This window comes from Streptomyces sp. NBC_00647 (assembly GCF_045207245.1).
Taxonomy (GTDB): domain Bacteria; phylum Actinomycetota; class Actinomycetes; order Streptomycetales; family Streptomycetaceae; genus Streptomyces.
The window spans coordinates 6042568-6053361 of record NZ_CP109040.1 but is presented as its reverse complement, the minus strand read 5'-3'; the positions used below and the strand labels follow the sequence as shown (position 1 = coordinate 6053361).

Annotated in this window: 12 protein-coding genes; 7 read left to right on the top strand and 5 right to left on the bottom strand. The window is 72.5% G+C overall.

The window, feature by feature from the left end:
* Position 1 precedes the first annotated feature (1 nt).
* Positions 2-415, bottom strand: coding sequence for a winged helix-turn-helix transcriptional regulator (locus OG788_RS26640; RefSeq protein ID WP_406373950.1), 414 nt, complete (start codon positions 413-415; stop codon positions 2-4).
* Positions 416-506: 91 nt separating this feature from the next.
* Here OG788_RS26640 and OG788_RS26635 point away from each other — a divergent pair, with 91 nt between their 5' ends.
* The 3 genes from OG788_RS26635 (at position 507) to OG788_RS26625 (ending at position 3296) form a co-directional block, all read left to right on the top strand.
* A complete protein-coding gene (locus OG788_RS26635) occupies positions 507-1361 on the top strand; it encodes an SDR family oxidoreductase (protein ID WP_406373948.1) in 855 nt (284 codons plus the stop codon).
* A gap of 194 nt (positions 1362-1555) precedes the next feature.
* A complete protein-coding gene (rarD, locus tag OG788_RS26630) occupies positions 1556-2677 on the top strand; it encodes an EamA family transporter RarD (protein ID WP_406373946.1) in 1122 nt (373 codons plus the stop codon).
* A 148-nt stretch (positions 2678-2825) separates the two neighbouring features.
* Positions 2826-3296: a VOC family protein gene (locus tag OG788_RS26625; protein WP_406373944.1), complete on the top strand. Its 471-nt coding sequence runs from the start codon at positions 2826-2828 to the stop codon at positions 3294-3296.
* A 33-nt stretch (positions 3297-3329) separates the two neighbouring features.
* Here the strand turns inward: OG788_RS26625 and OG788_RS26620 are convergent, their stop codons facing one another.
* From OG788_RS26620 to OG788_RS26605, 4 genes are all read right to left on the bottom strand, one after another.
* Complete coding sequence (locus tag OG788_RS26620) at positions 3330-3959, bottom strand: hypothetical protein (RefSeq protein WP_406373942.1); 630 nt, start codon at positions 3957-3959, stop codon at positions 3330-3332.
* On the bottom strand, positions 3949-6177 hold the full coding sequence (locus tag OG788_RS26615) for a hypothetical protein (RefSeq protein WP_406373940.1): 2229 nt from the start codon (positions 6175-6177) through the stop codon (positions 3949-3951). Before OG788_RS26615 ends, OG788_RS26620 begins: the two co-directional genes overlap by 11 nt.
* A gap of 8 nt (positions 6178-6185) precedes the next feature.
* The gene (locus OG788_RS26610; protein ID WP_351554962.1) at positions 6186-6893 is read right to left on the bottom strand and encodes a hypothetical protein; all 708 of its coding nucleotides are present in this window, start codon (positions 6891-6893) and stop codon (positions 6186-6188) included.
* A gap of 119 nt (positions 6894-7012) precedes the next feature.
* Positions 7013-8026: a peptidoglycan DD-metalloendopeptidase family protein gene (locus OG788_RS26605; protein ID WP_406373938.1), complete on the bottom strand. Its 1014-nt coding sequence runs from the start codon at positions 8024-8026 to the stop codon at positions 7013-7015.
* A gap of 268 nt (positions 8027-8294) precedes the next feature.
* Between OG788_RS26605 and OG788_RS26600 the strand changes: the two genes are divergently transcribed.
* The 4 genes from OG788_RS26600 (at position 8295) to OG788_RS26585 (ending at position 10794) form a co-directional block, all read left to right on the top strand.
* The gene (locus tag OG788_RS26600) at positions 8295-8852 is read left to right on the top strand and encodes a DUF6668 family protein (RefSeq protein ID WP_406376853.1); all 558 of its coding nucleotides are present in this window, start codon (positions 8295-8297) and stop codon (positions 8850-8852) included.
* Positions 8849-9112: a hypothetical protein gene (locus tag OG788_RS26595; RefSeq protein ID WP_266761630.1), complete on the top strand. Its 264-nt coding sequence runs from the start codon at positions 8849-8851 to the stop codon at positions 9110-9112. Before OG788_RS26600 ends, OG788_RS26595 begins: the two co-directional genes overlap by 4 nt.
* A gap of 570 nt (positions 9113-9682) precedes the next feature.
* A complete protein-coding gene (locus OG788_RS26590) occupies positions 9683-9982 on the top strand; it encodes a hypothetical protein (RefSeq protein ID WP_351554971.1) in 300 nt (99 codons plus the stop codon).
* 38 nt (positions 9983-10020) lie between these two features.
* Positions 10021-10794, top strand: a complete 774-nt coding sequence (locus tag OG788_RS26585; protein WP_406373936.1) for a hypothetical protein — start codon at positions 10021-10023, stop codon at positions 10792-10794.

Here is a 10794-nt window from a genome sequence, read left to right as displayed (position 1 = left end):
TCTAGGAGGCCCGGGCCCTGAGCGCCCGGGCCTCGTCGTACGCGACGCGGGCCCGCTCGACATCGGCCATGCGCTCATTGGTCCACAGCGCCAGCGACCGGACCTGCTCGGCGGCCTCGCGGCCCAGGTCGGTGAGCGAGTAGTCGACGCGCGGCGGGATGACCGGCTTGGCGTCGCGATGGACGAGCCCGTCACGCTCCAGGGTCTGCAGGGTCTGCGTGAGCATCTTCTCGCTGACCCCTCGCCCGATCCTGCCGATCGCCCGGCGCAGCTCGCTGAAGCGGTACGGACGCTCCAGGAGCTCGATCAGGACGAGGACGCCCCAGCGGCTGGTGACATGTTCCAGGACCAGACGGTAGGGGCACATCGCCTCGCCGGCGTCGTACCCGTCCGCTGCCTTGTTACTTACGGCCATGCCAGTACCTTACTTCAAGGTGGGTACTTTCCAATAGTTAGTGCAGCTCTTAGGGTGAGTGTCATCCGCACCCCACAAGGAGATGCACGTCATGAGCATTGTCGTCACCGGAGCCACCGGACACCTCGGCCGTCACGTGGTCGAGCAGCTGCTGGAGAAGACCCCGGCCGAGCAGATCACCGCCGTCGTACGCGACGAGGCCAAGGCCGCCGACCTCACGGCCCGCGGTGTACGGCTCGCGGTCGCCGACTACAACAACCCCGAGACCTTCGACGGCCTGTTCTCGGCCGGTGACAAGGTGCTGCTGATCTCGGGCAACGAGTTCGGCAAGGGCCGCGTCCAGCAGCACGGGGTCGTCATCGACGCCGCCAAGGCGGCCGGAGTCTCCCTGCTCGCCTACACCAGCGCCCCCGGCAACCTGACGGCCGCGCTGGCCGACGACCACCGCGCCACCGAGGAGGTGCTGCTCGCCTCCGGTCTGCCCTACACACTGCTGCGCAACGGCTGGTACCACGAGAACTACACCGAGAACCTCGCCCCGGTGCTGGAGCACAACGCCGTCGTCCAGGCCGCCGGAGAAGGCCGGATCGCCTCCGCCGCGCGCGCCGACTACGCGGCCGCCGCCGTCGCGGTGCTGACGGGCGAGGGGCACGAGAACAAGACGTACGAGCTCAGCGGCGACGAGGCATGGGGCTTCGCCGAGTACGCCGCCGAGCTGAGCCGGCAGACCGGCAAGGAGATCGCCTACCACTCCGTCTCCCCCGAGGCCTTCACCGGCATCCTGACCGGTGCCGGACTGCCCGAGGTCTTCGCCGGGATCCTCGCGGGCGTCGACGCCTCCATCGAGAAGGGCGAGCTGGCCGTCACCACCGGCGAACTGTCCCGCCTGGCGGGCCGCCCGACCACGCCGATCGCCGAGTCCGTCGCGGCGGCACTGCAGGGCTGACGCCCCCCAGGGGACACCGGCCCCGGCCCCGCACACCCCCATCTGTCATGACCGTATGGCGATACGGGCATGACAGGTGGGGGTGTGCGGCGCTACCTTCTTTCAGGCTGCACGGAAGTTCCCCGACCGCACGGGAGCGTCCGGAGCACAGGGGGCGCGGCAGGCGTCCGAGGTCGCAGAAGAAGGAGACGCCGGTGGCCGGGAAGTCGAGGGGCGAGCAGCAGATAGGTCTGCTGAACGGCTTCGCGGCGTACGGGATGTGGGGGCTCGTCCCCCTGTTCTGGCCGCTGCTGAAGCCCTCCGGAGCGGTCGAGATCCTCGCCCACCGGATGGCCTGGTCGCTGGTGGTCGTCGGTGCGGTACTGCTGGTGATGCGGCGCTGGGCCTGGGCGGGCGAACTGCTGCGGCAGCCGCGCAAGCTGGCTCTGATCGCGATCGCGGCGACGGTCATCACCGTCAACTGGGGCGTCTACATCTGGGCGGTCAACTCCGAGCACGTCGTCGAGGCCTCGCTCGGCTACTTCATCAACCCCCTCGTCACCATCGCGATGGGCGTGCTGCTCCTCAAGGAACGGCTGCGGCCGGTGCAGTGGGCAGCGGTGGGCGTCGGGTTCGCGGCCGTCCTCGTCCTGACGATCGGCTACGGCCACCCGCCGTGGATCTCCCTCTGCCTCGCCTTCTCCTTCGCCACGTACGGCCTGGTGAAGAAGAAGGTCAACCTCGGCGGCATCGAGTCGCTCGCCGCCGAGACCGCGATCCAGTTCCTCCCGGCAGTGGCGTACCTGGTATGGCTGGGGTCGCGCGGCGACGCGACGTTCGGTGCGCAGGCGCCGGGGCACGCCGCGCTGCTCGCGGCGACCGGCCTGGTCACGGCCGTCCCTCTCGTCTGCTTCGGCGCCGCCGCGATCCGCGTGCCGCTGTCCACCCTGGGCCTGCTCCAGTACATGGCCCCCGTCTTCCAGTTCCTCCTCGGCATCTTCTACTTCCACGAGGCCATGCCGCCCGAGCGCTGGGCCGGGTTCGCGCTGGTGTGGCTCGCGCTGTCGCTCCTGACGTTCGACGCGCTGCGCGCCGCGCGGCGGGGTGCCCGGGCCCTGCGGGAGTCGGCCCGCGCGACCGTGCCCGGGACGGCCGCCGAGACCGCGGCCGAGACCGCTGAGCCCGCGGCCACCGCAACCGGCGCGACTGGTGCCGTCGCGTCGGCGGACAGCGCGAGTACCTCCACCGAGGTCGTGTGCACCTCCACCGAGGTAGCGGGGACCGCCGCCCTCACCGCGGGTACCGCCGGGCCGGCCGGTCCGCACGGCACCTCGTAAGGCGCGGACCCGTCCGGTCCGCCGGGCGCCGACGGCTCCGGAAGGAGCGAGCCGGGGACCGGAACGGTGGGGCCCGCCCTCGTACGACATGAGGTCGGCCCCGGCGATTCCGTTGCCCGCCCGGACGCGGAACCACAAGAGTGGCTTCATGACGTCTACTCCCGGGCCCACGCCCGTCCACTGGAAACTCGTCATCGACTCCGCCGATCCGCACGCGCAGGCCGACTTCTGGTCCGCCACGCTCGGTTACACGGTCGAGGACAACAGCGCCTTCATCGAGCAGCTGCTCGGCCTCGGCGCCCTGCCGGCCGAGGCCACCGTCGACTTCCACGGCCGCCGGGCCTTCCGGGACCTGATCGCCGTACGGCATCCCGACGACCCCTACGACAGGGACCGCGGCACCGGCCTCGGGCGGCGCCTGCTCTTCCAGCGCGTCCCCGAGCCCAAGACCGTCAAGAACCGTCTCCACCTCGACCTGCACCCCGGCGAGGGGCGGCGCGCCGACGAGGTCGAGCGACTGACGACGCTGGGGGCGAGCGTGCTCCGGGACGTGAAGGAACCTGCGGGCGCCTGGGTGGTGATGGCGGACCCCGAGGGGAACGAGTTCTGCGTCCACTGACGCCGGACCGGGGCGGCCCGGTCACCGAACCGCTCAGCGGCGGGGACGGGCGGCTCCGGGAACGGGCCGTGCGACGGCCGGCGGCGCTCCCGGTGCCGGGGCCCCACGGGTCAGCTTCCTGGCCGTGTCGGCGCGCTCCGTCGTGAGGGCGTGCGCGGCGGCCGGGGTGGTACCCGAGCGCATACGGGCCGCCACAGCACCCGGCAGGTGTGCGCCGACCGCCAGGTCGGCGGCGACGCGGGAGCGCAGGGCACCGACCCTGGCCAGGTGACTCCCTGCCTGCTCCGGGGTGAGGGACTCGACGGGGACACTCAGGGCGGCGCGGACGGCGGCCGGGTGGGTCGGGACGGGTGCGGCACCGTGGGAACGCGCGGAACGGAGACCGGCCGGGCCCCCTCCGGCCGTCCGGGGAACGCCCCGGCCGGTTCCACCCGGCCGGCCGGCGGCGCCTCGCGGCTGAAGCGTGCGCCAGCTCATGATGCCGGTGAGCTCGTTGACCGTCAGCTCGATGCGGGGGTGCGGGGCGTGCCCTCCCCCGCCCGCCGTTCCGTCCGTGCTCCGCTTCCGGCGCCCGTTGCCGAACCCGTTGCCGATCCCCTTGCCGAGCCCCTTGCCGAGCCCGTCGCTGCTCCTGTTCCGCCGGTTCCGATCGTCATTCGCCATGGGCGCGGGGTGTCTGGTTGTAAGGGCTGTCCGCCATGGCACGGGCGCGTTCGGCGAGGCGGCCCATGCGGGTGCGGGCCGATTCGAGCTGTTCGATGTCGTCGGCGGCCGGGCCGCCGTCGACCGTGAGCTCGGTCCACACGCCGATCAATTCCCGCCCGAGGTGCAGTCCCTGGAGAGGGTCGCGGACGGCACGCCACGCGGCGGCCGCGCTCTGGACGTTGCCGTAGGCGGCACGGGTGTCGCGGTGGCGTCGGCGGACCCGCGCGAGGTCCAGCGACAGATGGAACGACCTGAGGGCGTCACCGGCCAGGTAGGCGATGTACGCGGTCAGTTCGCGGAGCTTCAGCACCTCGGGGTGTTCCTGGCCCAGCGACTGCGCCGCCTCGCCGACGGCACGCTCCGCCATCCCCGCGGCGGCCTCGATACGGCCCATCTTCACGGCCTCGTTGATCCGGGCCACGGGCTCCGCCAGGAACGCCGCCGCGGCGTCCCGCTCCGGCGCGGCCTCCTCCGGCCCCGGCCCGAGCACCGACTCGGCGACGGCGTCGAAGCCGCGCACGGGAGCGGGCTTCGGCTCCGGTTCCGGCTCCGAAGCCATCAGGGACAAGGCGTCCATCGCGGGGGCCGGCTTCCGCTCGGGAGCGGGCTTCGGCTCGGGAGCCGACGTGGGCTCGGGAGCCGACGTCGGCTCGGGTGCGGACATCGCCTCGGGAGCGGGCATCCGCCCCGGGGCAGCCACCGGCACGGGGGCGGGCATCGGCACGGGGGCGGGGTCGACCAGCGGGGCCGGTCCGAACTCCCCCGTCGGAGCGGGCGTCGGGGCGGCCGCCGACTCCGGCACCGCCCGCAGCACATGCGTCGACGCGCTCCCGGGCAGCGGCTTCGGTGCCGGTACCGCCCGCAACACGAAGGTGGACGGCGTGGGAGTGCCGGGCGCGGCCTGCCCGGCCGCGGGCGCCGGTTCCAGGCCGGAGGCGGGAGCGACCGCCCCGCTCTCAGGAGCGGCCGCCGCATCGGCGGCCCCGCCTGGCGCTCCCGCCGCTCCCGACCCGGAGATCGCCACCGGAGCGGTCCCGTGCGCGGACTCCGGGGTCATCGCGGACTGCGGCTGCGGCACGAACTCGGCCGTCACCGCGGGCTCCGGACGCCGCACGGGGGCAGGCGCGGGAGCGAACTCCGGCGTCACCACCGGCGCGGACTGGGGCTGCGGCTGCGGCTGCGGCACGAACTCCGCGGTCACCGCGGGCTCCGGACGCCGTACGGGCTCCGGTGCCGTCTCGGGCATCGGTGGGGCCGGTTGCGTGTTCGGTTCCGGTACCGCCCGCAGAACGTACGTCGCCTTGTCGCGGCGCGGAGTACCCGGTGTTTCCGGAGCCTCCGCCGACCGCGCGGCGGGCACCGGAGCGGGCGGAAGCGGCGACGCCTGCGGCTCCGGGCGCCGCTGGGCCGTGGGCTGAGGTGCCTGGACCGGCGGCTGCGGGACGTCACTGACCGGATACTGCGGACGCTCCTGAACCGGTTGCTGCGGGCGCTCCTGGGCCGGAGCGTGCGGGTGCTGCTGAACCGCGGAGTGCCGGCGCTCGGGAACCGGCGGCTGCGGGACCCCCGGAGCCGACGGCTGCTGTCCCTCCGGGACCGGCGGCTGCTGTGTCTCCGGGACCGGCGGCTGCGAGTGCCGCTGAACCGGGGGCTGTGCGAAGTTCCGGGCCGGAGGCTGGGAGTGGCCCTCGGCCGGAGCGTGGCGGTGCTCCTGGGCCGGAGCGTGGCGGTGCTCCTGAGCCGGGGGCTGCGGGCTCCGGTGGGCCCGCTGTTCGTGCGGCTGCGCGTGCGGCGCCTGGGGCGTCATGCGTACCGGCTCCCCCGTATAGCGGCTGGAGCCGTCGACGTGCACCTGGAGCGGTACGACGAAGCCGATGCGCTCGTCGTGGATGGTGGCGAGGACCGGGTGCCCGGTGGCGAGGGCGAGGCGGTGGAGGTAGCTCAGGACCGCGCCCTGCACCGTCTCCCCGGGCGCGGCGACGACCGGCATCCCGCCGACCGTGGCACCGCCTGTGGCGCCCGCGGGGCCACGGACCGCGGCCCCCGCCGGGCCGTCCGCCGATGCCGGTACATGGACCTCGATCGGCGTCATCGCGGCGGTCGGCTGCCCCCCGGCACCGGGCGCCGAGCGCTGCCGCTTGAGTTCCCGCTTCTGTTCGCGGCTGAGTCGAGACATCGGTTCCCTCACGAAGGGGTGGTCGCGGACGAGGATGAGGTCGAGGACACGGGCGAGGGCGAGGACGACGCGGACGCCGGCGGTGACGGCGGGGTCGCCGCCTCCACCGTCTCCACGTCGGAGATGTGCCACGGCCGGCCGTCGCCGGCCCGGGTGAGCTTGAGGTAGACGCTCGCGCGCGGGCCCGTGCCCGTCCAGCCGTCGCGGCCGTGGGCCGTGCCCTCCACGAAGAGGGCGCGATAGGCCAGGACGGCCGTGTCGGCGGGGCCGTCGGCGTCGTCGTCCGGGCTCACGTCCACCGTGGTCCACGCCTGGTGGCCGGCCCAGGTGTTCCACTCGTTGCCCGCCCCGCTCGCAGGGTGGTACGACCGCTCGGCCGCGGCCTTGGGCGCGGTGAACCAGCGGGCCGAACGCAGCACGGCGTCGTGCGGACCGTAGTCGTATTTCGTGTCATGGCCGTACGCCACCTCCGCCCACGCCTCCGATACTTCCGTCGCGTCCGTCCCGTCGACACCCGACGGGCTCGGGACATGTGCGTCCGCGCCCAGCGGCCTGCCCGACGGGAGGGGCGCCTTCGGTGCCACGGAGGGCATCACGGAGGGCGACGATCCCGGCGCGCCCACCGCATCACGATGGTCCCGCAGGCCACAGCCCGTCAACGCCAGCACCCCGGTCACGGACACGACCGCCAGCGCGGTGACCGTCCTCCGGCCCATACCCGCACGGACTCCCGTGCGGGTTCCCGTACAGGCGCTCGTACGCGTCCCCGCACCTGTTGCCCTGCGTGACTCCCCGCCCGTTCCCGTACCTGTCGTCCTCATCCTCGCCTCCCTCCTCACTTCAGCCCCAGCCAGGGTGCCGGATCCACGTACGTGCCGTTCTGCTGGACCTCGAAGTGCGCGTGCGGTCCGGTCGAGAGGCCGGTGGATCCCACCTCGCCGACCCGCTGGCCGACCCGCACCTGCTGGCCGACACTCACACTGGGGCGGCTTCTCATGTGGTTGTAGGTCGTCGCGATCTCGTCGCCGCCGATCTTTCCGTGCGAGATGACCACGCGGTTGCCGTAACCGTTGGACCAGCCGGCGAAGATCACCTTGCCGTCCCGGGCCGCCGTGAACGGCGTGCCCGCCGCGGCGGCGAAGTCGATGCCGGTGTGCAGCTTCATGCGGTGCAGGATCGGGTGCATGCGCATGCCGTACGGGGAGGTGATGCGCGGAGTGCCGGGAAGCGGCATCGCCATCTGCTGCCCGTCGGGGATCCTGCCCGGCGGATCGTCCACCGACTCGTACTTGGATATCAGGGACTTGATGCGGGCGACGTAGTCCCGGGTCTCGGTGTACGGGGGTATACCGCCGTACTGGTGCACCGCGCCGGGTCCCGCGTTGTACGCCGCGAGGGCGAGGTCGAGGGTCTCACCGCTCGCCTCACCGCGGTTCTTGTAGCCCTCGACCTGCTTGGCGAGGGCGCAGTCGTAACGGCCCTGGGCCATGATCGCGTCGCCGGGATCGTACGGAGACACCCGGCCGTTGCCGTCGTCGTCCTTCCCCCAGGTCTGCCAGGTGCCGGGCATGAACTGCGACAGCCCCTCCGCACCCACCGGGGACCGGGCGTTGGGGTTCCAGCCCGACTCGGCCTCGATCTGCGCGGCGATGACCGCCGGCTTGATCACATCGCACAGGGCACCCGCCTTGAGCACCCAGGGCACGTACTGCTGGGGTACGGCACCGTCCTTCAGCCCGCCGCCCCCGCCCGACCCCGTGTCCGCCTCGCTCGGCGCTCCACTCACCGCGACCATCATGACCACTGGCATGATCACCACGGCGAGAGCGCCGCCGACCACCCAGGTCATGGTGGATCCACCCCCGTTGGACATCGGCTCCCCTCAGCCTCAAAATCCGGTCGTGTACATGCAGTTGAGTCTCTCGGCTCCCACCCGATTCCCGCGTCACCGCGGCGTCACAGACTCGTCCCAGGAACTCACGCCCCGTTACCCAACCCGTTCCACCGCCGGGAAGATCGGGGCACGGACGAAGGGCGGAGCGCCCATGCGGGGGATCGAGGAGGTGGCAATGCGAGCGAACGAGGGGGTGGCCATGCGCGGGAACGAAGGAGTGCCGATGCACGGGAGCGAGGGCGCGGCGCCGCGCGGCAATGTGGCGCGGGGGCCGGGCGGGCCCGAGATATGGATTCGCGGACCGGTCGGTGAACCGGAACAGCCGCGACAGCAGCACGAGGAGGAACGGCAACTCGCCGTGAGCACACGGCAGTTCTCCTGGGTCGCCACCCATGGCGGAGCCGGCGCCTCCACGCTCGCCGGCGTCTTCGGCGGCCATGACGCGGGCCGCAACTGGCCCCGCCCGGACCAGGGTGAGCCGGGCTCGGTCCTGCTCGTCGGGCGTACGCACGCGGCGGGCCTGGACGCCGTCTCGCACACCCTCGACATCTTCCGTCGCGGAGACGCGCCGCCGGGACTCGACCTCGACGCCATCGTCCTGGTCGCGGACGCGCCCGGGCGACTGCCGCGCCAACTCACCCAGCGCGTCAAGGTGATCAACTCGGTCATAGACGTCTACCGGGTGCCGTGGATACCCGCGTGGCGCACCGGCGACGTCACCGGACCGCTGCCGCGCGAGATCGCACCGCTGGCCCGACTGACCGGAAGGACCGCACCATGACCGCCCTGTACACGATCGCCGTCGGAGCGCTGGCCGAAGCCCCGCCCGGCGCCGTCACCACCGAGCTCGACAAGGTCCTCGGCATCATCGCGTGGCTCGTCACCGCCGCCGGGGTGGCGGGTCTGATGATCGTGGGCTCCCGGATGGCGCTCGCCGTCAAGTCCGGTGACGTGGAAGAGCACTTGAGCCAGTTCCTGATGGTCCTGGGCGCCTGTGTAATCGGCGCCACGGCGGGGCCGATCGTCGGTTTCGTGCTCTGAGGGCCACGGCGCCCCGACCGGCTCCGTACCGACGGCTCCGTACCGACGGCTCCGTACCGACGGCTCCGTACCGACGGCTCTGTACCGACCGGCTCTGTACCGACGGCTCTGTACCGACCGGCTCCGTGCCGACCGGCTCCGTGCCCTGCGACTCCGCACCCTGCGACTCCGTACCGACCGCTCCGCCGGGCGTCCCGCGCCGGACATCCGGCACCCGGCACCCGGCACCCGGCACCCGCCGAAGATCCCTTGAGGCACCCTCGCACCTGAGGGTGCCTCAGTTGTTTTCCGGGGGTCTCCCACCTCGTATTTCATGACGGTCTCTTCCCGTCTGTCACGGACACGTCACCGACAGGTGCTGGATCACTACATCGCTTGGCCCGGACCCACAGGAGTCGCCAAGCTCACTGTGCAACCGGGAACCCGGGCGTCCCACGGTCCTCCGTCGCCCTCGCGTACCGCTCACAGCAGGCAAGTGCCGTGCACACCCAGCAGATTCCGCTCAGCCCGGCATGTTCCGCACGCGTCCAGCACGTCTGCGCCGACAGCCGGCCACATCGGGGAGAAGTCATGTTCAAGGCGATAGCAGCCAAGGCCCACCAGTCCATCTACCTGGCGGACGGAAAGGTCCCCGACCCCAACCGCAACGCGCCGGGCGCGCTGACCGGGAAGGTCGACACCGTCCTCGGCATCCTCGCCTGGGCCGGCACCGCTGCGGGCGTCGCGGGGGTGCTCATCACCGGCGCCATGATGGCGATCTCGATGCGCCGTGGCGAGGGCTCGGAGCACATGGGCCGCCTCGGCATGGTGCTCGGCGGCTGTGTCCTGGTGGCCACCGCGGGCCCCGTCGTGACCTTCGTCTTCGCCTGACCACACCCGTCAGAACCTGATGCGAAGGGAGCGCAACCATGCTGAACTCCGGTCGGTCCCAAGGCGGCAGCGGGGAGTGGGAGCAGCCGTTCTGGCAGCAGCGAGGCTGGATCCTGTCGGCCGGGTTCCTGCTGGTGCTGCTCGTGCTCGCCGTCTTCACGATGATGAGCGGGGGCGAGAAGGCGGCGGACGCATCGGGCGGTCCCGGCGGGAAGCCGGACTCCTCCGCGGACACGGGCCGGGGCGGCAGCGGCGGGTCGGACACCCGCCCCGCCGGCTGCCGTACCGATGACCACGACCAGGCCAAGCCCACGCGGGCACCCAAGGACTTCACCTGGAAGGCCGACGGGACAGGTCTGGTGCCGGTGTCCAGGTCGGCGGGCCCGCGCACGTTCGACGGATCGGTCTGGTCCTGCTACGCCCGCACTCCGATGGGCTCCGTGATGGCCGCCCACGCCATCACCGACCACCTGAGCTACCCGGGCTGGCGCAAGGTCGTCGACCGGCAGGTCGTCCCCGGCGCGGGCCGCGACGCGCTCGTCGAGAGCCGTGCCGCGGCGGGCGACAAGCCGACCTCGGGCGCGCCCGACGGGGGCGGTTACGCCGGCTTCACGGTCCTGTCGTACGACAAGGAGAGGTCGACGGTGATGTTCGTGGTGCGTGTCCCCGGCAAGGACGCCTACGGCACCGCGTCGGTGACCCTGCGGTGGCTCGACGGCGACTGGAAGCTCGCGCCCGACGCCGACGGCACCGTCTATTCGGGCATGTCGCAGATCAGCGGCACCAAGGGCTTCGTCACCTGGGAGGCGTGA

What these genes read in the sequence shown, in the direction of transcription:
- OG788_RS26640 (WP_406373950.1), bottom strand. Translation starts at nt 415, where the DNA reads ATGGCCGTAAGTAACAAGGCAGCGGACGGGTACGACGCCGGCGAGGCG.
- OG788_RS26585 (WP_406373936.1), top strand. Translation starts at nt 10,021, where the DNA reads ATGCTGAACTCCGGTCGGTCCCAAGGCGGCAGCGGGGAGTGGGAGCAG.
- OG788_RS26635 (WP_406373948.1), top strand. Translation starts at nt 507, where the DNA reads ATGAGCATTGTCGTCACCGGAGCCACCGGACACCTCGGCCGTCACGTG.
- OG788_RS26590 (WP_351554971.1), top strand. Translation starts at nt 9,683, where the DNA reads ATGTTCAAGGCGATAGCAGCCAAGGCCCACCAGTCCATCTACCTGGCG.
- OG788_RS26600 (WP_406376853.1), top strand. Translation starts at nt 8,295, where the DNA reads ATGCACGGGAGCGAGGGCGCGGCGCCGCGCGGCAATGTGGCGCGGGGG.
- OG788_RS26615 (WP_406373940.1), bottom strand. Translation starts at nt 6,177, where the DNA reads ATGTCTCGACTCAGCCGCGAACAGAAGCGGGAACTCAAGCGGCAGCGC.
- OG788_RS26595 (WP_266761630.1), top strand. Translation starts at nt 8,849, where the DNA reads ATGACCGCCCTGTACACGATCGCCGTCGGAGCGCTGGCCGAAGCCCCG.
- OG788_RS26625 (WP_406373944.1), top strand. Translation starts at nt 2,826, where the DNA reads ATGACGTCTACTCCCGGGCCCACGCCCGTCCACTGGAAACTCGTCATC.
- OG788_RS26620 (WP_406373942.1), bottom strand. Translation starts at nt 3,959, where the DNA reads ATGGCGAATGACGATCGGAACCGGCGGAACAGGAGCAGCGACGGGCTC.
- OG788_RS26610 (WP_351554962.1), bottom strand. Translation starts at nt 6,893, where the DNA reads ATGGGCCGGAGGACGGTCACCGCGCTGGCGGTCGTGTCCGTGACCGGG.
- OG788_RS26605 (WP_406373938.1), bottom strand. Translation starts at nt 8,026, where the DNA reads ATGACCTGGGTGGTCGGCGGCGCTCTCGCCGTGGTGATCATGCCAGTG.